Source organism: uncultured Sphingomonas sp. (assembly GCF_964243315.1).
Lineage (GTDB): Bacteria > Pseudomonadota > Alphaproteobacteria > Sphingomonadales > Sphingomonadaceae > Sphingomonas.
In genome coordinates this window covers 163,772-187,122 of sequence record NZ_CAXTEM010000001.1, presented here as the reverse complement: position 1 = coordinate 187,122, position 23,351 = coordinate 163,772, and the positions used below count along the sequence as shown (strand labels likewise).

The 23,351-nt window shown below is 62.2% G+C and carries 21 protein-coding genes and 2 pseudogenes; 12 read left to right on the top strand and 11 right to left on the bottom strand.

The features are described from left to right. Positions 1-391: manganese catalase family protein (locus ACFE77_RS00700; protein ID WP_375419685.1), on the bottom strand; the 391-nt coding region annotated here is incomplete at its 3' end. A 331-nt stretch (positions 392-722) separates the two neighbouring features. Here ACFE77_RS00700 and ACFE77_RS00695 point away from each other — a divergent pair. Both ACFE77_RS00695 and ACFE77_RS00690 read left to right on the top strand, forming a co-directional pair. Further along, positions 723-959 (top strand): hypothetical protein, encoded by a 237-nt coding sequence (locus ACFE77_RS00695; RefSeq protein ID WP_375419684.1) that lies wholly within the window; start codon positions 723-725, stop codon positions 957-959. A gap of 266 nt (positions 960-1,225) precedes the next feature. Next, positions 1,226-1,696 carry a hypothetical protein gene (locus ACFE77_RS00690; protein ID WP_375419683.1) on the top strand — a complete coding sequence of 157 codons (471 nt, stop codon included), beginning with the start codon at positions 1,226-1,228 and terminating at the stop codon, positions 1,694-1,696. Positions 1,697-1,803: 107 nt separating this feature from the next. On the opposite strand, the gene ACFE77_RS00685 is transcribed toward ACFE77_RS00690, so the two are convergent. The 3 genes from ACFE77_RS00685 to ACFE77_RS00675 form a co-directional block, all read right to left on the bottom strand. Continuing rightward, positions 1,804-2,031, bottom strand: a complete 228-nt coding sequence (locus ACFE77_RS00685; protein ID WP_375419682.1) for a hypothetical protein — start codon at positions 2,029-2,031, stop codon at positions 1,804-1,806. A 325-nt stretch (positions 2,032-2,356) separates the two neighbouring features. Beyond that, positions 2,357-2,533 (bottom strand): DUF3606 domain-containing protein, encoded by a 177-nt coding sequence (locus ACFE77_RS00680; protein ID WP_375419681.1) that lies wholly within the window; start codon positions 2,531-2,533, stop codon positions 2,357-2,359. Positions 2,534-2,981: 448 nt separating this feature from the next. Beyond that, positions 2,982-3,323, bottom strand: coding sequence for a PilZ domain-containing protein (locus ACFE77_RS00675; RefSeq protein WP_375419680.1), 342 nt, complete (start codon positions 3,321-3,323; stop codon positions 2,982-2,984). 320 nt (positions 3,324-3,643) lie between these two features. Here ACFE77_RS00675 and ACFE77_RS00670 point away from each other — a divergent pair, with 320 nt between their 5' ends. Next, on the top strand, positions 3,644-4,120 hold the full coding sequence (locus tag ACFE77_RS00670; RefSeq protein WP_375419679.1) for a MucR family transcriptional regulator: 477 nt from the start codon (positions 3,644-3,646) through the stop codon (positions 4,118-4,120). Between the two features lie 232 nt (positions 4,121-4,352). On the opposite strand, the gene ACFE77_RS00665 is transcribed toward ACFE77_RS00670, so the two are convergent. From ACFE77_RS00665 to ACFE77_RS00655, 3 genes are all read right to left on the bottom strand, one after another. Beyond that, positions 4,353-4,772 (bottom strand): hypothetical protein, encoded by a 420-nt coding sequence (locus tag ACFE77_RS00665; RefSeq protein WP_375419678.1) that lies wholly within the window; start codon positions 4,770-4,772, stop codon positions 4,353-4,355. A 353-nt stretch (positions 4,773-5,125) separates the two neighbouring features. Next, positions 5,126-5,773, bottom strand: coding sequence for a TetR/AcrR family transcriptional regulator (locus tag ACFE77_RS00660; RefSeq protein WP_375419677.1), 648 nt, complete (start codon positions 5,771-5,773; stop codon positions 5,126-5,128). Continuing rightward, positions 5,770-6,636 (bottom strand): LytTR family DNA-binding domain-containing protein, encoded by an 867-nt coding sequence (locus ACFE77_RS00655; RefSeq protein WP_375419676.1) that lies wholly within the window; start codon positions 6,634-6,636, stop codon positions 5,770-5,772. The genes ACFE77_RS00660 and ACFE77_RS00655 overlap by 4 nt, the downstream gene beginning before the upstream one ends. Before the next feature lie 148 nt (positions 6,637-6,784). Between ACFE77_RS00655 and ACFE77_RS00650 the strand changes: the two genes are divergently transcribed. The 4 genes from ACFE77_RS00650 (at position 6,785) to ACFE77_RS00635 (ending at position 11,102) form a co-directional block, all read left to right on the top strand. Next, positions 6,785-7,654 carry a MipA/OmpV family protein gene (locus tag ACFE77_RS00650; protein WP_375419675.1) on the top strand — a complete coding sequence of 290 codons (870 nt, stop codon included), beginning with the start codon at positions 6,785-6,787 and terminating at the stop codon, positions 7,652-7,654. Between the two features lie 20 nt (positions 7,655-7,674). Further along, on the top strand, positions 7,675-8,898 hold the full coding sequence (locus ACFE77_RS00645; protein ID WP_375419694.1) for a fumarylacetoacetate hydrolase family protein: 1,224 nt from the start codon (positions 7,675-7,677) through the stop codon (positions 8,896-8,898). Between the two features lie 91 nt (positions 8,899-8,989). Further along, a complete protein-coding gene (locus tag ACFE77_RS00640; protein WP_375419674.1) occupies positions 8,990-9,715 on the top strand; it encodes a DUF2306 domain-containing protein in 726 nt (241 codons plus the stop codon). 196 nt (positions 9,716-9,911) lie between these two features. After that, complete coding sequence (locus tag ACFE77_RS00635; protein WP_375419673.1) at positions 9,912-11,102, top strand: VacJ family lipoprotein; 1,191 nt, start codon at positions 9,912-9,914, stop codon at positions 11,100-11,102. Between the two features lie 45 nt (positions 11,103-11,147). Here the strand turns inward: ACFE77_RS00635 and ACFE77_RS00630 are convergent, their stop codons facing one another. Then, complete coding sequence (locus ACFE77_RS00630; protein WP_375419672.1) at positions 11,148-11,390, bottom strand: DUF2141 domain-containing protein; 243 nt, start codon at positions 11,388-11,390, stop codon at positions 11,148-11,150. Positions 11,391-11,455: 65 nt separating this feature from the next. On the opposite strand from ACFE77_RS00630, the gene ACFE77_RS00625 reads away from it, so the two are divergent. Then, positions 11,456-12,663, top strand: a protein-coding gene (locus ACFE77_RS00625; protein WP_375419671.1) for an IS3 family transposase whose coding sequence is annotated in 2 segments (ribosomal slippage) — positions 11,456-11,705 and positions 11,705-12,663 — 1,209 coding nt in all. Because the reading frame shifts where the segments join, the coding sequence is not laid out codon by codon here. Here ACFE77_RS00625 and ACFE77_RS00620 read toward each other — a convergent pair. Continuing rightward, a pseudogene (locus ACFE77_RS00620) lies at positions 12,645-13,148 on the bottom strand (epoxide hydrolase family protein); the annotation flags it as partial. The gene ACFE77_RS00625 and the pseudogene ACFE77_RS00620 sit on opposite strands and share 19 nt — an antisense overlap. 266 nt (positions 13,149-13,414) lie before the next feature. Beyond that, on the bottom strand, positions 13,415-14,251 hold the full coding sequence (locus tag ACFE77_RS00615; RefSeq protein WP_375419693.1) for a helix-turn-helix transcriptional regulator: 837 nt from the start codon (positions 14,249-14,251) through the stop codon (positions 13,415-13,417). A 97-nt stretch (positions 14,252-14,348) separates the two neighbouring features. On the opposite strand from ACFE77_RS00615, the gene ACFE77_RS00610 reads away from it, so the two are divergent. Together ACFE77_RS00610 and ACFE77_RS00605 are read left to right on the top strand one after the other, a co-directional pair. Continuing rightward, entirely contained in the window at positions 14,349-15,248 is a 900-nt protein-coding gene (locus tag ACFE77_RS00610) for an SDR family oxidoreductase (protein ID WP_375419670.1), read from the top strand. Between the two features lie 615 nt (positions 15,249-15,863). Next, the gene (locus ACFE77_RS00605; protein WP_375419669.1) at positions 15,864-17,219 is read left to right on the top strand and encodes an APC family permease; all 1,356 of its coding nucleotides are present in this window, start codon (positions 15,864-15,866) and stop codon (positions 17,217-17,219) included. Positions 17,220-17,410: 191 nt separating this feature from the next. Here ACFE77_RS00605 and ACFE77_RS00600 read toward each other — a convergent pair whose 3' ends face one another. Next, entirely contained in the window at positions 17,411-19,342 is a 1,932-nt protein-coding gene (locus tag ACFE77_RS00600; RefSeq protein ID WP_375419668.1) for an alpha/beta hydrolase family protein, read from the bottom strand. Between the two features lie 736 nt (positions 19,343-20,078). On the opposite strand from ACFE77_RS00600, the gene ACFE77_RS00595 reads away from it, so the two are divergent. Next, on the top strand, positions 20,079-22,958 hold the full coding sequence (locus ACFE77_RS00595) for a TonB-dependent receptor plug domain-containing protein (RefSeq protein WP_375419667.1): 2,880 nt from the start codon (positions 20,079-20,081) through the stop codon (positions 22,956-22,958). Between the two features lie 156 nt (positions 22,959-23,114). Continuing rightward, a pseudogene (locus tag ACFE77_RS00590) lies at positions 23,115-23,303 on the top strand (LacI family DNA-binding transcriptional regulator); the annotation flags it as partial. Positions 23,304-23,351 lie beyond the last annotated feature (48 nt).

Genomic DNA, 23,351 nt, shown 5'->3' with positions numbered 1-23,351 from the left:
ACGACCGCCCATTCGAGTCGGTCGGCGTCGCGCCGCCGCCGTTCGACAGGAAGCTCGCCGCGTCGCGGATCTCGGTCATGCTCTCGAACGGCGTCATCGACACGTCGCCGCCATCGCCGGTGTCGTCACCGTCGGGCCCGTTGGCGAGCATGTTGACGCCGGCGCAGACGAGCTCGACATGGCCCAGTTCTTCGGCGGTGATCGAGGCGACCAGGCTGTAGAAGGGGCGGAGCTTCGACTTGGACTTGAAGTTGAAGCTCTGGAACATGTAGTTCCCGAGCGTCGACATCTCGCCATATTTACCGCCGAGCAACTCGCGCAGCGCGGCGGCGGCATTGGGATCCTGCTTGGTAGGATCGGGCAGGTTCGCCTGCAACTTATCGACGCGCATGAACATAGACATTCTCCGGGTAGGTGAACGATCAACGGTTCGCGATTGGGAACAGGCCCGGCCTTTTTGACTGCCTGACGAGGAAAGCACTCGGACTGTCCTAGTGATCCCGCTGCCGTTGGGGAGAGTTTCCGGTGCCGGAACCCAAAGCCTCATCTGAGATGTTGATGCTGTGTCGACATCGGACAGGGACTATCATGATCTACCAGCTTCTCGTCGCGATACTCGGCTCGGCTTCGGTCTCTGCGCTGCTGACCTTCCCGCTCGCCAGGTGGGTGAACTCAAGCCTTGCGCGTTGACTCGCTCGCTCCGTGGTTCCGGGCCCGATCTGATGAACGAACCGTTGCCTCATCATTGGAGAACGATGATGAGCGATGATCGAGCAGGCGCAGGCGAGGGCCCCGACGCCGGCGCGGATGGCAAGGCACTGGACGAGAGTGAGCAGGGTGCTCCGGTGCCAAGCAGAACAGATGGTTCCAGCGGCGGCGAGGATGACAGCAGCACCGAGAAGGAAGGCGACGACAGCCACCTTCACGATGATCAAAAGTCGCGTCCGATGGAAACCTGAACAAGCGGCTTCTTCTCAGAGTGACGTTGCCGACGAGCGACGCTCTTTTCCTGAAGCCGACGCAAAACGGAGATGAATATGGCAACGCTACCACCCGACCCCTATGCCCCTGATCCGATCCGCGAACCCGACGGGACGCCGATGCCTGATGATCAACCGGCCTCACTTCCGGGGCCCGACAACCCGGAGCCGCCGATAGCCATGCCCGCAGACCCCGGCGACGCTCCAAGCGACAGCCCGGTGCTGGCGCTAACGGGAGCGCTGTCTTGAGCGACAAACAGCCTACGCCAGTGAGTGGCGGCGGAGACCGCACAGGTAAGCCTGACGGCGTGAATGAGTCCGACGCCAGAACCGCTGGTGGCGAAAGTGGCGGTGGGGGCTATGACAACCCGCATACCGGCAAGGATGGCAACAGCGACGCGAACGGCATCCTTGGGCACGGTGGTCAGACGGAGATCGGCTATCACGGTGGCGGGCAAGCGGGCTCCGACGGCCAAGCAACAGACAACGCCACCGCCGAAGGCAGCAGTGATGTCGACAAGGATGGCGAGAGTGGACCGAAGCCGGGGCCGACCGGCCCTGACCAGGACTTCTCGGCTGAGTACCTCCGGGAAATCGAAGTCGACGGTCGACGTCTCGAGATCATCGACACCTCGGGGATCGCGGCAGCAGAGGCCGCGGGAACGATCGGGCGTGACAACGATGCAAATGGCTCGGACGCTCCAGGATCGGGATGAGGTTCCGAACCGCCGATCCTCTCTACAGCCTGCCGTCCTGTCGGTTACGACCGGAGTGAGCCGGTTGCGTAAGCCGCTGCATTCAACCTGCGTGTGGCTGTGCCTAGCTAGCCGGCATCCACGTGCGGATGTTCGAGCCTGAGAACATCGAGCATGTTCTCCACCTCGGCAAGCTCTCGGGGTTCGCCTGACGGTGCGAACGACCAATTACAGAGGTACTTGGAAGGGTCGTGAAACCTGATTGCGCCGAGCACCAGGCGCCAGCGTCTTGCCGTGCCACCAAGCCTGCGGACGAGTGATGCGACGATGAGATCCTGAAGCTGGCTACTGGTCATATTGGGAGCTGACGATCTTCTCGAGCGGGCACAATTGCGACAATGGCAGATTGGCGCCAGCGTTCACGGACCCAACAACTAGTGCTCGTTGCCCAGCGTCGCTAAGCGGGTAATACCGTTCCTGGCGCTGGCGCCGTTAGCGCCTGGATGACGGAGACCGATGGCTCTGCTGCCCATCGTTGTTGCCTTCAAGCAGCGGGGAAGGAGCGCAGCAGGCGCACTTGCGCGATTCCGACGTCTTCGTCCCTGCGGCGGCTGCGCGGCGAGCCTTGCGCTTCAGAGAAGCGCCGCCGGGCTCCGTGGTGCCAGGAAGGTTGCTCATGCGCTAATCTGCAAGGTGTTGTCGGACCTTGGCGGCGGAAGATCCCACCGCGTCGACGGCCTGCTGTAGGCGCTCCTTCGATACGCCAAGTGCCTTCGTCCAGTAGCGAACCTCATGCTCCTCGCTCATGGCAATCCGGTCCCTGTCGGGTGATCCAACGTCGCTCTTGTTGTCAGCCATGGTGATGATCTCCTCCTCCGCGTAAATTCGCAAACGCGAGATAGGTTCAGCAGATGGTGTCGCCAGGGCAGCGGAGTTCCGGTGAGAGGCCGATGTCCGCGAGGCCAAGGGTGGCGCCTCTAGCCATGCGCAGCGTGGACGCAGTCCGGCAAAGATTATCTCGTCATCGATCTGTCGCGGCCAGATGGTACCTATTACTGACGGAGGTTCCAACATGATCTCGCCGTTGCCAGAGTTGATCGAGTGCGTCGCGACAGGGCGCGATCCGACTGTCTCGGAGCTCTTCCACGTTGCCGGACAGATTTGGATCGATGGCGCGCCAGACCGCTCAGCGTTCGCCTGGGGTCAGCTGCAGCCTTCCTCGAGTGATCGTGCGTCGGCGATCCGGCTCGCGCTGGCAGCGATGCGTGGAGGCGAGTGAGCCAGACGGGCTTGCTCTACCGCCGGTTCAATCGCTGGCGTGGGTCGCGTGTTCGCTGATGATGCGTTCAACGACAGCCGGCGGGAGCGATCGTGCGTAATCGAGGCCAGCTTGATCGTTCTTCGACCAAGCGATCCAACCCTCTACGCTAACGAGCCCCGGCAGCGTCAGCGTCACATAGCGCCCGAGAGGCAGGCCGCCCGGGATCGCCAGCAAGCACCCGTGGGTGGAGATGTCGACTACGCGGACGCCCACTTGCGCCGGATAGACCTGCGTCTGGACGAACGCAGCGATGTTCATCTGCCGGCGCTCCGATCGACGCTCATCCAGATCGAGCCAGGCGGGCAGGGGCTTTAGTTGAGCTGTCATGCCAGCTTCTATGGGTGAGTAGCATTGCAGGTAGCGTAAAGGCTCGTGCTTAATGACAGAGGCATAAGCCTCAAATCTATGCGGATGAGCTTGCCTGAAAAAGGCGGCGCCCGCGACGATGCACAACAGATCGCGGGCGCCAGTTACTAGGGCAGTCTGGTTGCAGGCAGACTGCGCAGGCTCCTTGGACGAGAGGAGGTGAACGGGTGATGCTCAGATCATTCACGTTGGGTGCAAAAAGAGCGCGGCGACTGCATTGATCTCGTTAACGCATAAACCTAGATCAGGATCGCGGGAGCGACCCGCCGAGGAATGATATCTTGAACGATGAGAATAACTCCGTCGAGCTGGCGACGGAACTGACGATTGCATGGCTGGCTAACCCAAACACCCGGACGAACGCAGACGATGTTCCCGCTTTCTTGCGGCAGATGCATAGCGCTGTGACGAGCCTGGCAGGACCAGCTACACCTGAAGAAGAGCCCGCGCCGGAGTACACGCCGGCGGTGAGCGTACGGAGGTCGCTCGCGTCTCCTGACCACATCATCTCGATGATCGACGGCAAGCCGTACCGAACCTTGAAGCGGCACCTGACCACAAACGGGTTGACGCCTGCCGAGTACCGGGAGCGCTACGGCTTGAAGGCCGACTATCCGACTGTCGCGCCCTCCTATGCTGCCGCGCGCAGTGCGATGGCCAAAACAATCGGTTTGGGCCGCAAGCGGGCACAGGCCGAAGATGGAGCACCGGCGCCGTCCACGAAGAAGCGTGCAACTAAAACTCAAGCCACCGAGTAAGTCGGCAACGTCAGGAGGCGCCGGCTACAATCGCCAGCGCCTCCATGATGATCTGAGAGGACGTTCAATCAAGCGGCGTCGCAGGGGCTCGCCGACCGGTGTTGGTGTCCATGGACGCAGCGGATGACCAAACTCCAGCGCACGCCTAAGCGGACGCGAGCGGAGTTACAGCCGTTTTGCAGATGAAGGTCGCCAGCTCCTGCCGCAGCGGCAGCCTTTCTACGGTTAAGCATCAAGGACCACTCATTTCACGGTTTTTCGCGACGACCGGCGCATGTCCCCCTGCGATCCCACCAACGATGAGCCGATAGTGCGCGTGCGTGAAGCCCATCGCGATGAAGCCCTCGTATTCCGCATCATGCAGCAGGGATCCATGATGCCAGACGAGGACCGCGACACGTCGCAGCACTTCCAACCGAGGGTCGGCGAGGCAGGGGTTCTGGTGGCGCCCGAATAAGGCGTCAGTGATCGTGGAGAGACGCCCTGGAGTGCGAAGCGTCGAGAGCCGATCTCCACGTGCCAGCGCCACGACTGACCACTCCAGAGGCGTCAAGCTTACGAACGGCGAGGTGCTTTGCAGGCGAGGCGAGGGCCTCTGTTCCGCCAGCGCATCGGCCGCCGTAGCTTCGAAGCACATATATGCCATGGTCATTACCTCGGGATCAGCGTTTGAAGCGCCTCCTTGCGACGGGAGGAGCGACGGACCCTGAGTAGGCCGGAACGATGGAGCTGATTGGCGACAGTTCGTCGTTGCGCCAGTTACTGCGCCGGACGCGTTTCACGATACGCGAGCCTTACGAGTTGCCCGTGATTTCGCGGAATTACGTGTTGAGCGATCACCATCCGCTCCCGCACCCGCACCAGCGGGGCGGTCGGAGAACTCGTTCGTGCGTTGAGGTGCCGAGCGCTGTTAGCCGATCGAGAAGAGCTAGGCGCATATCGCAGCCGAATTCACGGGCGGTGGTCGGTTCGCAACCCGTCGTTTCGCTAGTGCAGGACCTATCGTCAGTTTACAGCCACTGGCATCGGCTCCGCCACACCAGGCGCGCACAGAGCCTTCGTCAGGAACGTGACCAGCGGCTCTGCCAAATCCTCGATAGAACGCCCCCGGGTCAGGCGTTTGTAAAGGTGAAGCATGACGATGCCATGCAGACTTCCCCAGACGAAATGAGCTCGCTCGACAATGTCCGCCGCACGACTTGGATGGTACAAGTCCTCCAGCACTCTTAGGAGTCCTTCCCAGGCAGGCGCTCCCCGATCCACGTCTTCCACGACTGGCGTGAGGCAGGCAACGCTACCGAACATCAAGCGATAGTCCTGCTCGTTGCTCACGGCGAAATTGAGGTAGGCCACGCACGTCCGCCGGAACCGCTCGAGCGGTTCGGTGGATTTGGCCGCCTCCTCTTGCAAGGCCGCTGCGAACCTGCGGCTGATGTGCAGACGGATCTCCTCAATCAATGCATCCTTGCCGGGGTAGTATCTGTACGCGGCCATGGCGCTCGCACCCACCCGCGCGGCCAAGCCTCTCATGTTCAGGTCTTCGAGGCTCTTGCTGTGAATGATGTCATAGGCGGCATCCCGAAGCACCTCGCGACTGGCGTCGAAGCCCTGTGCCTCCCGCCAACGTCCTGCGAAGTCACAATGCTCGGTCAAGCTGCGCTCGTCTCCATTGAACCCCATGAGGTTGTCACATGAGACAAATAGGGTGCAGACACTGGCACCGACAGACCGTTGCACAGCGTGATCTGCGCCGTGCGCCCGGTCCGTCGAACCCCTTCGACTGCACTCGCCGCGACCCACCAGGAGCGATGCACCTGCGATCCCGGTATGTGGTCGACGCCTCGAAGCGCATCTGAAAAGCGCATCAGGATCATGGCGCTGCTCAGTCGTGAGTGAACCCGCACATAGTGATCCTCGACCTGCAGGCAGATGATGTCGACGCGGACATGCGCCGGCAGGCGCTGGATCAGAGCCGTGTCGGAAGGCTGCTCCTCCTGAAGCGGCTCACGATCAAAGCCGAGAACCCCGGCCGCTGGAACTTCGCCGGTGGTAGATGTGCCCGCCAGCGCCAGAACAGTACCCGCATGTGTGCCGACGAGCCCTCCCACGACGCGATCCGCGACGTAAGTAAACCCGCCGCCGATCAAAGCGATGGACACGAACAGCTCTACGACTTCGTCAGGGTAGGGCAGCCAGCCGTTCATCATGTTGTTTGCCACGCCGACGACAACAATCATGGGGAACGTCGCAATTCCGGTCTCGACGATACGCCGCCGAAGCGATGACTGCGATCGGAACCTGGGGAGTCGGGAGACAACCCATTCTGCGCCGGCCGAGAGTACGAGCCATGCGGCCATCTGCACCGTCCAGTAGCCGACGCGGCCCATGACGTCGAAGCGATAGGTGCCGAACGGGGCGAGAAACGCAAGGATGGCCGCAAAGAGCATCGCCAGCCCCGCGCGCCCGGTCATCCGCGTCCACCAGTCCTGTCCCTGCAAACTCGCGAAATCGCGCATCGTGAACCGCTCCACCTCGTGCGTACGGCGTACATGTACGAAGTAAATGGTGCAACTGCGAAGAGCTGATGTCTCGGCGGAGAACAGGTCCCTAGCGCAGCTCTCGAACGGCCGATCAACGATGATCCGCTGTGTCAGGGAGCACAAAATGAAGCGCAACTATCTCGGAATGGCGCTGATCATCGCAGGCCTGCAGATCACATCGGCCCAAGCACAGGAGGCTCTCGGAGCCCCGCCGACCGCCGAGGCGGACGTAGCGGCACCCGCATCGGCACAGGATGCGGATGGTCGTCCGCAAGGCGGTGCGCACGGCTTCCTGGCGATTGGGCCGGGTGCGGTGCCCGCCTTCGATGGGGCCAAGAAGTATCAGCTCTTTCCGCTGCTGATTGGCAACGTCGGCTGGAAGGGCGTCGAGGTTCAATTGCGGGGCCTAGGCGCACGTGTCGACCTGCTGGGTGACAGCCGCGTGCAGATCGGACCTGTCTTCAACTTCCGCGGGAACCGGAACAGCTCCTCGGACGGCAGCGGTCGAGTGAAGCTGCTGAACGACGTCGACTCCTCGGTCGAACTCGGCGGCTTCGTTGGCTACAGGTTCGGCGGCAACCAGTATGGTCAGGGCGAGATCGCCTTTGACGTCACCTTGGCCAAGGACGTGAACGACGGCCATGACGGTCTCGTTGGCTCGGCTCAGGTGTCCTACGCCGCCTACCGTTCGCAGAAGTTCTTTCTCAACGTCGACGCGCAGACGACATTCGCCGACAAGAAGTACACGCGCGCGTTCTTCGGCGTCACGCCGGCGGAAGCTGCAAGTTCCGGCCTTGCCGCCTACCAGCCGGACGGCGGGATCAGAGATGCCGGCGCGGGCCTCACCGCGGGATATCAGTTCAACCAGAAATGGGGCCTGATCGCCCGCGCCGGCGCGAACTACTATCTGGGTGACGCCAAGGACAGCCCGATCGTCAAGGAGGGTTCCAAGCTTCAGGCAGTCGGCGGGCTCGCTCTTTCTTTCCGCTTTTGAACTCGAAAGGAGGAGTGGCCATGCCCATGGTTCACAAAGCCGCAATAGGCGCCTTGTTGTTGAGTGCGGTCGCCTGCGGCGACCGTCCAGCGGCGAACCAGGTCAGCCGCGAAGCCGAACCGCTGGTCTCGAGCATCGCAGATGCCCGGATCGCCTTCACCTTCGCGCAGACGCGCGATGCTGCGGGGCGCGTCGTCACCCTCCTGGTCACCGGGTTCGACCATGATCTCGTGCGCGCGGTCGATCTGACGGCTTCGGGAGCGCCGCTGGATGCGGACGTCTTCGACGTCATGTCCAAGCTCGGCGCTGCACGTCTGGCGGAGGCATACCGCGCCAAGGGGCAGAAGAGCTATCGCATGGACCGGCTTCTCCCGGCAGGCGGGACCAGCATCCGTCATGTCGCGACCGGCACCAATTTTCGCGAGCATGCCAAGGAGGCCGGGATCGGCAACATCTTCAACTTCCCAAAGTTCAACTCCGCCACTCCGCCTCGGACGAGCGTCGCGTTGAGGCCCGGGGCGCTCCTCGACTACGAGGTCGAGATCTGCGTCCGCTTCGATCGGAACGTCTCGTCGGTCGCGGACTTCGACGCGGCACGCAAAGGGTTCTTCCTGTGTGGCGACTTCACCGATCGTGCCAAGCTCATGCGCCTGGTCGATCCCAAGCACATCGAGTCGGGCCGCGGCTTCAGTGACGCCAAGAGCGGTGACGACTTCTTCCCTACAGGCCCCTTTCTCGTAATTCCGGGTGACTGGAAGTCCTTCGTCGATGGTCAAAGGATGACCACGGAGGTCAATCGCGTCGTCCGGCAGGACGCGCGTGGGGTGGAGATGATCGTCGATTTCCGTGGCATCGTGGGCAAGGCGCTGACGAACGGCGAGGGTGGAAGCTACAGATACCGCGGCTCGCCCGTGCCTCTGCTCGCTGGAGGAAGGATCGCGAGGGGGTCAGCCGTGATGTCAGGCACGTCGGAGGGCGTTATCTTCATGCCGCCGCGGGCACGTGACTTCCTCACTGGTGGCGCGCGCTACATCTTCACCGGACCCATGCTGCGCGGTGAATCGGCGCAGCGCGTCATGATCGAGGGTTTTATCGACATGGAGCGGGCGGCCGGCCGGTACCTGAAGGCAGGCGACATGGTGAGCCATCGGTCATCGACACTGGGCGACGTGCAGATCCGCGTCACGGAACCGGGCGAGACCTTTGTCCCACCTCCCGAGAAGCCTGCCAACAGGATCAATTGACCCAGGTCGACAGGGGCACCGCCCTCGGTTCACCACTCAAACAAGCTGGCCTCGCGCGCACATCGCGAGGCACAATCATAGGAGATCCGGCATGCCAGAGGTGCAACTTCTTGCCCGGCCGAAACTGCTTCGTCTGGAGGCGGAGCGGCTGGTCACTTGGACCCGCCCGCTGATTCATCGGACGGTCTTCGTCCTGGCGGTAGCCGTGGCGCTGCTGTCGTACCGCTACCTTCTCAACATCGGGCCCGTCCCTCCGATCATAGCGGCCAATCGGTTCCGAACGGTGTGGCTCGTCGTACATGTCGGCTTCGCCTCTACCGCGCTCTTAACCGGTGTAATCCAATTCAGCGGCAAGATGCGTTGTAGCCGACCAGGACTGCACCGCCGGATGGGCAGGATCTACGCATCATCATGCCTGATCGGAGCGGTCGCCGGTCTTGTGCTTGCCCTGGGCTCAAGCGCTGGCCCCATCGCAAGCGTCGGCTTCGGCGGCCTGGCGGTCGTATGGTTCTATGCCACGTGGCTCGGCTGGCGGAGGGCGATGTCGGGGCGGTTCGCATCGCATCGGCGCTGGATGATCCGTTCCTGGGCGCTGACCCTCGCCGCCGTGACGCTCCGGATCTACATCCCCCTTTTCGAGGTGATGGGGCTGCCGGATCTGCCTTCCTACCGGGCGATATCGGTTCTTTGCTGGGTTCCCAACCTTTTCGTGGCGGAGTTCCTGATTGGGCGGGAGGCGGGGCGACGGGAGCCTGGATCACGGTCGACCGCGTCCACTGCATCAACGAACCTGTCCATGCCCCAGCGAGCGGGGTGAGGGTCGAGGTCGAACACGGCCGGCCATGACGAACGACAGCCGCCTGAAGCAGCGCCTTGGAACGAGCAGTGGACTCACCTCCAGGCGGTCGCGGCTCCCAGCCGCCTTCACATCAACGACCTCCAGCCGATGGCTGACGCCTGATCGGCGGGGTGCGCGTGCCGACCTCCGTGACGGCGGCGCCAAGGAACCATGCATGACGCCTACACTCCTGAACGCCCTCCTGTTGATGATAGCGCCCGCGCCGGACAACGCCGAGGTGGCCACTCGGCTGACGAGCCAAGCTTCTTCGGCGACTGAAGCTCGGCCGGCGCTCTCGGTCTCGCCTCCGGCGGAGCCGGCCATGGCGGCGCCAACCGTGGATGAGACCAAGTCGAACGTCGTTCCTGACGTGGACGCTGTTGCGGTTCGTGGGCCGGGTGAGTTGACCGCTCTATCCGCACTCGTTCCTCAACACGGCATCCTTAACCCAGCGGCTCAGGATGGTAACGGAACGCCGGATCAGCCGGAGGACATTGTGGTGTCCGGACGACGTCAGCCGTCCGATGATCCAGTCGAAGTGTTGAATGTGCAATCGTACAAGGCAGTCCAAGCGCTAGACGGTGCGATCGTGGCGCCGCTCGCGAAGGGTTACAAGAAGGCCGTTCCCAGGCCCGTGCGGCGTGGCATCCACAACTTCCTGGACAATCTGCAGGAGCCAATCGTCTTCTTGAACTACCTGCTGCAGCTGAAGCCTGGAAAGGCCGCAGAGACGCTCGGCCGCTTCGCCGTCAACACGACGGTAGGTATCGCTGGCGTTGTCGATGTCGCAAAGCAGAAGCCCTTCAACCTTCCGCATCGTGCGAACAGCCTTGCGAACACGCTGGGCTACTATGGCGTCGGCCCGGGGCCCTACTTGTTCTTGCCTCTCATCGGACCAACGACGCTTCGCGACCTGCTGGGGACGGTGGGCGATCGTCTTGTGCTCCCGACGGTGGTTGGCGCGCCGTTCGACCAGGCGGCATTCACCATCCCCGCCAACGTTCTGAGCGCGCTCGACTATCGGATCGCGTTCGACGAAAGCCTAACTAAGCTCCGGAACGCCCCTAACCCGTACGCAGCGACCCGCGCGAGCTATCTCGCGCGACGCAAAGCTGAGATCGATGGTCTGCATAGCCCTAGGTGGCGCGCAGCCCATTTTGATAAGGAGTACTACCGACCTGGTCCCAACGTAGTAACGCCCTGTTGGACAGCTGATCCAATCGCAGCGGCTGACCCTGCGTCGGCACCTGCCGAACAGTTACATGGCCGTTCGATCATCGACGCTACGCTGCCGAACATGGATCGCGCCAAGGCCGACGAGAGTGGAAATGGGGTGGACGCCCCCGATTGCACCGATGTGCGATAGTGGGGGTGTTGAATATTACTGAGGGAGGCGTCGGTGTCGTCCTCGTCAGTTGACCGGACCGATCGACAGGCCGTGTCGATAATTCATGACCATCCGAATTCGGGATCCACCGTTCGGCACGTCGATTACGACATCCTGAAAACGAGGCCGCATGCGGAGAAGCGATAGCTTTGGATTGCGCGAGAAGGCGCCACCATCGTTCCAGTCCGACTTGCCGCTAGCGTTCGCATCATGACGGGCCGCGATGGCGTAGCGGCCGGCTGACGGCAGAACTAGGCATACATCCATACTCGTTGACCTGCTCCCCGGAAATCATGCCATTGGTAAGTTAGCTCGTCAGATGGAGACGAGCGATGCGGCGAGGCCGATTTACCGAGGATCAGATCATTGGCGTGCTGCGTGAGCATGAGGCTGGCGTGAAGACCGCCGAGCTGTGCCGGAAGCATGGCATCAGCGATGCGACGTTTTACAACTGGAAGGCGAAGTACGGCGGCATGACCGTGTCGGAGGCGGCGCGGTTGCGGACGCTGGAGGACGAGAACCGGCGGCTAAAGAAGCTGCTGGCGGAGTCGATGCTCGACGTGTCGGCGCTGAAGGATCTGCTGGGAAAAAACTGACCCGGTCTGCGGAGCGCTACGCTGCGGTGGAGAAGCTGATGGCCGACCACGGCTTCTCCGAGCGTCGCGCCTGCAGGCTGGTCGGGGTCAACCGGTCGGCGTGGCAATATGAGCCGCTTCGGGGGAAGGACGATGCTGTCCGCGAACGGATGCGCGAGATCGCCAACGAGCGTCGGCGGTTTGGCTATCGACGGCTGGCGATCCTGCTCAAACGCGAGGGTAAGGGCATGAACCTGAAGAAGGTCTATCGGCTGTATCGCGAGGAACGGCTGACGGTGCGCAAGCGTGGTGGCCGGAAGCGAGCGCTGGGCACGCGGGCGCCGATGGCGATCCCGCAGGAACCCAATCAGCGCTGGTCGCTCGACTTCGTGTCGGACTCGTTGGCCTGCGGCCGGCGGTTCCGCATGCTCAACGTGATCGACGATTACAGCCGGGAGTGCCTGGGGTGTATCGTCGACACCTCGCTGTCAGGGCGGCGGGTCGTCCGCGAGCTGACCGCCATCGCCGAGCATCGCGGGCTGCCGTGCATGGTGGTGAGCGACAACGGGACCGAGCTGACCAGTCATGCGGTCCTCACCTGGTGCCAGGACACCGGCGTCGAGTGGCATTACATCGCGCCTGGCAAGCCGCAGCAGAACGGCTTTGTGGAATCGTTCAATGGTCGCTTGCGCGACGAGTGCCTGAACGAGCACCTGTTCCCCTCGTTGGCTGCGGCGAGACGGATCATCGAGGCATGGCGGACCGACTACAACACCGTGCGTCCGCACAGCAGCCTCGGCGGCATGGCACCCGCCGAGTTTACCAACCGCCCCAGCCACGGGCATGAGGACACCGAAGCTAACTCCGCGCGTATGGTCATCATGTTGATATGGATGCCGAGTAGAGCGTTCGGTCGATCATGCGCTGCCCAAGTCGCGATACTGTGGCCCCAATCCCCTCCTTGAATGAAGTACCGCGCGTCGCCGAACAGTTCGATCATCAAGGCATGCACGAGCGCAGCAGCCCGCCGCGGGCCGATCGGGCGCGTGATCGGGTTGGAGAACGCGAATCCAGGAAGCGAGGGGACGACGACATCATGCCCGTCCGCGGCGAGCGGCTCCAACAGCCGCTCGAACTCAAGATACGAGCCCGGCCAACCGTGGAGAAGTAGCACGGGCGGCTTGGAGCCGTCGCCTTTCACATGAACGAAGTGGAGGTGCTCGCCTTCCACGTCGGCCATGAAGTTGGGGAGTGCGTTGAGGCGCCGTTCGACCGCACGCCAGTCGTAGCTGTCCCGCCAATACGCGGCGAGCCGCTTGAGGTCAACAACCCCGACCCCCGCCGACCAGCCCCCCGCATCCGGCAGCTGGCTCCAGTCATAAGCCTCGACCTTGGCTCTGATTGTGGCGCGCCGTTCGTCAGGTATTTTGATCGTGTAGGGTGAAATCATGATGTTCTCCGCCTAAGCTGGGATGCGGTTCGATGAAGAGGGCGTCCGCCAGTTTGCATCCATATCGTCGGTGGATGTTCTGAGTTCCGACGGCCGCTCGGCATACTGCTTTGTACGTGCGTCCCCCATTCGGTGCCATCCACTCGTCCCGACAATACCGCGGTTTGCCTCTCGCGTTCGAGATGAGCGGATGGCAGAAGTTGGGAGGCGAACAGCGGGCGTCTAGCGACTGCTTCTGGGTCTAACGGGAACCCGCTCCGATCTGATCAGACCGCCTTAGACTCGATGAGCGCGCGGAGGCGCTCGGCATCCGCGGGTGAGGCGGGGTTGTAGACGATCATCCCAAGCTCAGGCCTCCCCTCGACCGCAAACGAAGAGAACTCCAGGTCGAGTGAGCCTGCGTCAGGGTGTTGGATGCACTTCACGCCCTCGCCGTGCGCGACCACGTTGTTGTCCCGCCACAGCGCCTCGAACTCGCGGCTTGCTCGGCAGAGCTCGCCGACGAGCGCCGTTACCTCCGCGCTTCCGCTCGCCCCGGCTCGCGCCACGTCCGCCCGGAACGCGCCCACCACGAAGCGGGCGACGCTTTCCCAGTTTCCCTGCTTGGCGCGGATGCGGGAGCTGCTGAACATGAGGCGGAGGATATTGCGTTGCTCCCGCGGCAGCTTGGAATAGTCGGTCAGCAGCGCTGCGGCCGCCCCGTTCCAGCCGACGACGTCCCACATCGCAGTCTTGATGATGGCCGGACTGAGCGGCATCGCGTCCAGCACACGCTGCAGCCGCGGGGTGAGACCATCGACCGGCTGGTAGCGAACCTCGGGCGGATGACCGAGGCCCAGCATGTAGAGGTGCTCGCGCTCAGGCTCGGTCAGCATCAGCCCCTTGGCGATGCGATCGAGCACGTCGGCAGAGGGCGCGCCGCCGCGGCCCTGCTCAAGCCAGGTGTACCAGGTCGGGCTGATATTCGCGCGGGCGGCGACCTCCTCGCGGCGCAGCCCCGGCGTCCGCCGGCGGCCGCCTACGAAGCCGAACGTCGCGGGGTCGAGCCGGATACGGCGATCGCGCAGGTAAGTGCCGAGCTGATTTGGCGTACCGTCGGACATGATCAAGCCTGGTGCTGCTTATACCGGGATAATCTCACTACTTTAACAGGCTTCCATCTGAGGTGACATGCGATCCTCTTCAACACGGGGATTTCCCATGCGTGTATTCCTGACCGGCGCGACCGGCTTCATCGGTTCCCGGATCCTGCCCGAACTGCTCGCGGCCGGGCACCAGGTCGTCGGCAACACCCGGTCCAACGCGGGTGCACGCCAACTGGAGGAGGCCGGCGCCGCGGTCCACCGCGGAGACCTCGAAGATCCGGCAGCGCTGGCGAAGGGCGCCGAGGATGCCGATGCCGTGATTCACACCGCCTTTGACCACGACTTCGCGCGCTACGCAGAGAATTGTGACAAGGACCGGCGGGTGATCGAGGCGATCGCCGACGTGCTCGCCGGGTCCGATCGACCGCTCCTCATTACCTCGGCGGTCGGCATGGGTAGCCCGGGGGCGGGGCAGTTCGCGCGCGAGGACGTCCTCGACCGCGATCACCCGATGCCCCGCATCGCCAGCGAACTCGCAGGCCTGGCGGCCGGCGAATGCGGCGTCTCGGTAGGCGTCGTGCGGCTGCCCCAGGTCCATGATCCGGTGAAGCAGGGGCTGATCTCGCCGCTGATCGATCTTGCCCGGGAAAAGCGCATGTCGGTCTATGTGGGCGAAGGCGGCAACCGCTGGTGCGCCGCCGCCGTGGAGGACGTGGCGCGCCTCTATGTCTTGGCGCTGGAACGACACAAGCCGGGCGTCCGCTGGAACGCAGTCGCCGAAGAGGCCATACCGATGCGGTCGATTGCGGAGGCAATCGGCGCCGGGTTGGGCGTGTCGGTCTCCTCCATGAGCCAGACCGAGGCCGCGGCGCATTTCGGGTGGTTGGCGGAGTTCGCCGCATTCGACATGCCTGCTTCCGGGACGGTCACACGCGAACGGCTCGGCTGGAGGCCCCACGGTCCAATGTTGATCGAGAACCTCGCCCGGATGGACTACTTGGTCGCCTCGGTCTGATTGAAACGCCACAACAACGCGCTGCCGCTGCCGTCTCTTCCAAACTTTGTCGTTCAGCTGTCGTTCCCAATGGCTGAGATGAACAAACGGCCGGTTCAAGGAGCGGCAAACCGGCCCTGAGTGGCCGCAACTGGGCCACATGCCCGCCGGTCGCCATCCTGACATCCGCAGGTTAAAAGCAAGTCGCGATCAAGCTAGAAGGGGCACCATCGTCATAAATGAGCATCTGCCATCTGACGCTTATGGACTCCTCATCCTGGCACCTGAGATCGAGCTAAGCAGTGGCTGGCTCGGCGGCGACAGGGTTGTCGGTCGCGCAGCCATCCGTGACCTGCTGATCAAGTCCGCTCGTTTCAGCGAGGATGAACGGCAAAGACTGACTATATACCTACCCGGTAGAGCGATGACGATCCGGTTGGATGAGATCGAAAGATTGTTTGAAGCCTAACTCCGCTCCGCGCTGGCCGCTGAACCAAGATCCGCTTCTGAGTAGCAGCGATGGCCTTGTGAGCGGCCGATTATGGGTCCGGCTTTCTAACCTAGGAGATCTCTGGTCCGTCGCTGCCATCCAGTCTGAAGCGTTAGCGTGCGAACCTATCGGAGCCGCGCGCGTTCATGAAAACAGCCCCAGACGTGGAGGAGCGCCAGTCAGGTCCACAGGCAACGCTTGCGGTCCATGACGGGGTGGCAATCACAATCGGCATCGTACTTGGTGCAGGTATCTTCCGTGCGCCGTCGATCGTCGCCCAGGGCAGCTCGAGTGCCGCGGGCATGCTGGTGCTGTGGCTGGCCGGAGGGCTGATCGCGCTGCTCGGTGCGCTATGCTACGCCGAGCTGGCCGCCGCTTGGCCGAACGTCGGGGGAGATTACCATTTCCTGCGCCGTGCCTACGGGCGAAAGCTCGCACTGCTGTATGCCTGGGCACGCCTTGCCGTGATCCAGACCGGGTCCGTGGCGGTGCTTGCCTTTGTCTTCGGCGACTATCTCGCGGCTGTGCTGCCGATCGGTGAGGCATCTGCTGCCATCTACGCGGCATCAGCGACGGTCGCGGTTACCGCGCTGAACTGGGCTGGATTGCGCCCGGCCGTGGGCGCGCAGAAATGGCTGGTGCCGCTGGAGGTCGGCGGGCTGATCATGGTCATCGCAGCCGGGCTGTTTGTCGCGCCGGGCGCGCCGGCACCGGCAGCGCCGCCTCCTTCTGGGGCGGGTTCGGTCGGACTGGCGATGGTGTTCGTTCTGCTGACCTACGGCGGCTGGAGCGAGGCGGCCTTTGTCTCGGCCGAGCTGCGCGGTGGCGGACGGCGCGTGCTGCCCGTGCTGCTGATTAGCCTGGCGGTGCTCACCAGCCTCTTCCTGCTGGTGAACCTCGCCTATGTCCGCGTGCTCGGCTTGGATGGGGTTGCCGCGTCGCGAGCAGTCGGAGCCGATGTGATGCAAGCGGCCTTTGGACCAGTGGGTTCCGTTCTGCTGGCGGTAGCGGTGGCCCTGGCGGCGCTCACCTCCGCTAACGCGACGATCATCACCGGCGCGCGATCAGCCTATGCGCTCGGCCAAGACGTTCGCGTACTGCGCTGGCTCGGCCGCTGGCACGCGCCGAGCGGATCGCCGCGCAACGCGCTGCTGGCGCAGGGCGCAGTTGTGCTGACGCTGGTGCTGGCCGGTGGCTTTGCCCGCGACGGCTTCCAGACGGCAGTCGACTACACCGCGCCGACCTTCTGGTTCTTCTTCCTGCTGACGGGCGCCTCGCTCATCGTGCTCCGCCAACGCGAGCCCGGACGCCCGCGCCCATTCCGGGTGCCGCTCTACCCGTTGCTGCCGCTCGCCTTCTGTGCAGCGAACGCCTGGCTTCTATGGTCGAGCCTCGTCGACACTGGCTGGGGAGCGCTGGTCGGGGTCGGGGTCGTCGCTACAGGTGGCCTGCTGCTCCCGTTGCTAGACTTGAGCGCGAAAGGCGGCGACGACGATCGGTAGGAGCCATTCCCAACGTCTGAAGTTGCCTCAGTGAGGAGGCGAAGGCGAGCCTCACTCGGCCTTTGAGGCTGCTTTACCGGCATTGATCCTTGGGCATCGTGCTGACCATATACAGCGCTGAACAATGCTCTCGTCTCACCCGAACTAAGCTACCTCGTGCAACTACTAGGGGTGAGATTACTGGCTGCTGATCAGACCGGATTGTGCTTTGCGAGGAATGCCTCCAGCGCCTGGAGAAATTGAAGCCGGTCCTCGCCACGCGTAAAATGATGGTCGGCAGCGGGTTGCTCGATGTAGGTGACGTCCTTGCGGGCGGCTCTAAGGCCTTCGACCATCTCACGAGACTGAGCAATAGGCACTACTCGGTCCTTCTTACCGTGCACCAGCAGCAGCGGGACCGAAAAATCCTTCGCGAAGTTTATTGGCGACACTGCCTTCAGATCTGGCGCCTGCATTTTAAGCCAGTCCTTGCGCGCGCCTGCGCCGAGAAAGTCGCTGTCGTGTCGCTGCATGCGATTGAGGTCCGATACGCCCGCGTAGGATACAGCGCATCGGTAGATTGAGCCGTCGCGCTGTGCGGCCCGCATGGCGGCGTAGCCACCATATGATGCGCCTACCATGCACACCCGCTTTGGATCAGCAATGCCGTTCTTAACGAGCGCAGCCACTGCGTCGTTCAGGTCGTCCTGCATCGCGAGGCCCCACTGGCCCATGCCCCTGGCCGTGAACAGCGTGCCATAGCCCGACGACCCGCGGTAGTTCGGCTGGACCACCGCATAGCCGCGATCGGCAAGGAACTGCGTCCACCAGTCCCATTCCTCCGCGTCCCTAGCAAAGGGGCCGCCGTGTGGCATAACGATTAGCGGAGCGTTCTTCGTGTCGGCACGTGGGAGCGTCAGTACAGCCGCGATCTCGAGCCCGTCACGCCCCTTATAGCGAATTGTACGCACCGGATGGAGCCGCTTAAGACCAATGGTCGAGTTGTTGGTGCTCAGCAGTTGCATGGTGTCATCAGCACCATTGTAGAAGAAATAGCCTCCCGGCGCATCTGCGCCACCGATGTGGACAATTGCAGAGCTATGATCGCGACTCAGCGAAACGATGCGCGGCGACCCGCCCTTTATGCGGGCGGCGAAATTCTTCTGCATTGCTGCCATTTCCGGGTTCGTCCAGATTACGCCTGGCTTATCCTCCAGGACGTCGACGCCGAGATAGCCATACCCGCTTTGATCTCGCCTAAGCCCTCCGATGTCGAACCCCTTTGTCGCGAACAATTGCTTGCCGCGCTGGAGCGTGCGCAGGTCGAACTCATATAACGCCGAATAGCCGCCCTCATCATCACTGATCGTCAGGGCCTTGCCGGGCTCCTTCAAGAATAATGTTGGGACGGTCAGCGCTTCAAGGTGCGTACGGGCTCGATCGATCACTTTGTAGCTGTCACGCGCCGTGTCGCGGTACAGCACGCGGCGATTACGCCCGTCGTCGCTTGTTCCGATCCCCATGCGGATTGTACCACCACCGTCGGCATACCAATTCCAGACGCCCTCGCGCCCCAGCTGAACTGTCTTAGCCTTACCAGTAGAGACGTTGACCTCCTCGACATGCGGCCAAAAGCCAGCTTCGTCACGGTAGATCGCGCTTTGCGACGCCATTAGCACTCGAGGAGTGCCATCATCGGCAAACCACACCACGTCGTCCGCGTTCTGACCTGCTTCGCGCGACGTGAGCCTAACAAGCTTGCCGCCCTTCGCTGGCACACCGTATGCGCGGGTCACATACCATTCGCTGCCCTGCACCGGCACGATCTGCCCGACGCCGAGCACCAGCCAGTCATCGTTGACCCAGCGCCACCATTTGAGGTCGACATCCCCCGTGCCAATCAGCTCCTTCTTGGCGCCGTCCAGCGACACAATTGCAAAGTACTGGTTGCCGGAAATTGCCACCTTTCCGGCCACTGCCTTCCCATTAGGAGAGATTTCGGGACCTTCGAAAGCTGGAACTTGGGCGAAGACCTCTGTCGCATAATGAGAGGGCCCGGCAACGCTGGCCTTCACCGCCTGCTGTGCATTTCCATAATCGGAAATGAGTCCAGCCGATAGCAACAGTAGCGCCAGACGTCGCATTCATGATCCCCCATAAGCCCGCCGCATGTCTGCCCTTGCTGAGCTTGCTTCACAAGAAGGGACAATGCTGCTCCGCCGTCGTTTGCCTCGAAATTGTTAAATTACCCTATCGAGAGAACGGGTACGCGGCAGCACGCCAACGGCGAGTCCATATATCTGGTTTGCGCCAGTCGGCCTACTTACGGCGGCTTTATCCCGGCTGGCCGGAGTGGCTCTTGAATGGACGAAGTGCGGTTGCAATCGCATCTTCTCTTGTCCTCCAATGACCAGCTCAGGACATCCAGGTAGCTGCTTCCCGCCCGGTCGAAGCTGCCGTTCGATCAAGTGAACGAACGGCTGAAATCGGGGAGCCCCACGTTGGTGCTGAATGGCTGATTGTGGGTCTTGCTGACCGCAACCATGACGATTGGCAGCTTCGGGTAACTTCAGATGGCAGGTCGCGCGTGCGCGATCAAGTAACGGGAAGAACGCCTCCAATCGACCGATCACCAGCCACGACGACCCGTCATCAAAAACGAGGTGGGCAGAACCCGCAGCGTTGGCGAGGCAGGAACGTCCTTGTCCAACATACGCGGCACATCGCCTGATTGCCTCAGTCACTACAGGGTTGACAATCACTGACCGCGACCGCATCAACCTGCATGCGCATGCAATTACGAACATGCGGTCACGGGACGCTCGAGAAAGACGGGCTCGGATAAGCCGATCCAGGCAGGACGGCGAGGGAGAGGGTTTGATGCGCGGAGCTTCACTAATTGCTATCGCCGTGGGGTTGGCAGCCACGCCGGCAACGGCGCAGACAGCCACAGATTCGTCTGGAGCTGGGCAGACAGAGGCAGCGCAAGCTCGAGACACGCAGCCTGGTCAGCCGCTGGCGCCGGAGGGCACACCAAACGGCACGACGCCAGATTCCTTAGACGCTGTCGGTCAGCAGGCAACAAGCCAGGACGCTGCAACGCAGGATGGCGGCGAGATCGTCGTTACCGGTAGTCGTATCGCCCAAAAGGGATTTTCGGCGCCGACTCCAGTGACAGCGATCACGCAGGAGGAGCTGCTTGCCAAAGCGCCGGTGACCGTCAATGATATCGTCCGAGATATCCCGCAGCTGCGCCCCAATCTCCAGAATAATGCCTCGGTTGATCCGGGTATCAGCACATTCAACCTGCGCAACCTTGGCGCGACTCGTACGCTGACACTGATCGATGGTCGGCGTGCGATCGACTCCAGCCCGATCAGCGGGTTCGACACAAATCTGCTGCCGGCCGCCCTGATCAGCCGGGTGGAGGTAGTTACGGCCGGCGCGTCCTCCGTATACGGATCCGATGCGGTGACTGGCGTCGTGAATATCTTCCTCGACGGTAAGTTCGACGGCTTAAAGATCAATGGCGAGATCGGTGTCACCGACGCCGGCGACAACCGCGCCTTCTCTGTAAACGCAGCTGCCGGCACTGATTTTGGCGGGGGGCGCGGTCATGTAGTCGTTGCCGGGTCACTCTATCGTAAGCCAGATATCGTCTACGCAGGCGCACGTGACTGGGGCGAGCCGGGCTGGGTGCTGCTGAACAACGCTGCATACACGCCCACAAATGATCAGCCGCGGCGCATCCAGGTGCGTGACGGCCGGCTCGCCACGATGACCGCGGGCGGTTTGATTACCAGCGCCGGGCCGCTGCAATTTACCCAATTCGGCGAGAACGGTGCGCAGTCGACTTTCCGCCGCGGCACTAACGTAACCGGCGTGTACATGCAGGGTGGTGACGGTGAGCTGTCTACGCCGCGTTTTGCCGTGCTTTCGCCACAGGCAGAGCGGGACAACCTATTCGGCCGGGCAAGTTGGGAGTTCGGTGACCGCTTGGACGGCTTCGTTGAGGGGCTGTACGCCCGCTCGCTCGGACGAGCGACAAATGTGCCTAACTACAACAATGCCGACATTACTGTTTCACGCGACAACGCCTTCCTGCCCACCAACATACGCGCGGCGATGGTAGCTAATAATCTGACTACAATTCGTATGGGTCGCCTGAACTATGAACTCGGGATCAACGATAATACCACCGAGTTCAAGTACCTCCGCGGAGTGGCGGGTCTGAACGGCAAGTTGTTCGATGACTGGAAGTGGGATGCGTCCGTCACATACACCAAGGCTTTGCTAAACAGCTTTGCTTTGAACAATCGCAACAATGCTAACTGGAACCGTGCGCTGGACTCCGTCATCGGACCCAATGGCCAGCCGATCTGCCGTTCCACCCTCACAAATCCGGGCGACGGTTGCGCCCCCGCCAACGTATTCGGCGTGGGTTCCGTGTCACCCGCAGCAGTTGCATATGCAACTGGCACGTCCACGCGCAACGGCGACAGCCGAGGCCTCGACATTCAGGCCAACTTCAGCGGTGATATCTTCTCTACCTGGGCAGGACCGGTGTCCGTCGCATTCGGCGGCGAATATCGCGACGAGTCGGTTGTATTTACCACCGACCCGATCTCAGAGGCGCTCGGCTGGCGGCAGAGCACGGCCTTGCCGTATCGTGGCGACGTGCAGGTCAAGGAAGCATACCTCGAGACGAGCATCCCATTGGCGGGCGGATCCCGATTTGTGGAGGATTTGCGCTTAGACCTGGCTGGGAGGGTGGTCGATTACACCACGTCCGGATCCACGTTCGTCTGGAAGGCGAGTGGCAACTATGCGATCAATAAGCAGCTACGGTTCCGCGGTACCTATTCGCGCGATTTCCGAGCTCCCAAGATAAACGAGTTGTTCGCCGCCCCGACCCGCAGCAGCGGCTCCACGGTGTTTGACCCGGTCACCAACACCACAGTGACCGTGGACAATTTCACCGGCGGTAATCCAACTCTGATGCCGGAGCGTGCGACGACTAAGACCGTCGGTGCGGTGTTCAGGCCCGACTTCCTGCGTGGTTTCTCGCTTTCGGTCGACTATTACGACATTGACCTCAAGGACGCGATCTCGGGCGTGTCGCTGCAGGAAACGGTAGATCGCTGCGTGGCAGGTGATCAATCTTATTGCGGCTTTATCACTCGCGAACCGGTGACCAACCGAATCACCAGTCTTTTCCTGACTTCGTTCAACGCGCAGCGTTTGCGTACAAACGGCGTTGATATCGAGGCTTCCTATGTCACACCCCTGTCTCGGATCAGCAGCGCATTGAACGGCACCCTGTCGCTCAGTTCGGTTGCAAGTTACGTGAACAAGCTGGAAACGGTGTCGATCAGCGGGGCAAGCAACGACTCGGCCGGGCAGCTGATGGGTACACTAGCAACGCCAAAATGGCGTGACACTACTACGCTGATCTACCGCAACTCCGGCCTAACCGCGCGTGTCGCGGCGAACATTATTGGTGGCGGCAAGTACAACAACCTCTACAACGCAAAAGAGATCGATCGAAACAATTATCCCGCGTACGTGTTTACCGACACGACAATCTCGTATGAGTTTCAGGATGGCTTGGAACTCTATTTGAAGGTAGAGAACATCACTGATACCGATCCCCCGATTATGGCAAGCAACGAGGCGGTGATCCGTGCCAATGCGACAAATCTGACCTTCTATCCTCTTCTCGGCCGCACCTTTGCAGTCGGAGGACGGCTCAACTTCTAAGCGTTCCCCTTAGGCAACCTCTTGCCTCCTCCTTCCTCCCACTGTGCCCGCCGGTTCGTCCGGCGGGCACTCTTGTTTGAGCAGGGCTGGAGCATGGGGAGCGCACGGAGGCTGTGCTAGGATGCTCTGATCCTGAACGGCGGAACACCACAAGACATGTCTGACGAACCCGATCCGATCTCGCCGAAGCTCTCGCCTCTCGTTCGATCCAGTCCGGTCACCGCGTACGACGTGGCACACCGAGCGGGCGTGTCCCAGTCGGCCGTGTCCCGGACCTTCACTCCGGGCGCTAGCGTATCGGAAAAAACCAGGCAAAAGGTAGTGAAAGCAGCGGCCGAGCTGAACTACCGACCTAACCTGATCGCCCGCTCGCTGTCGACCCGGCGATCGAAC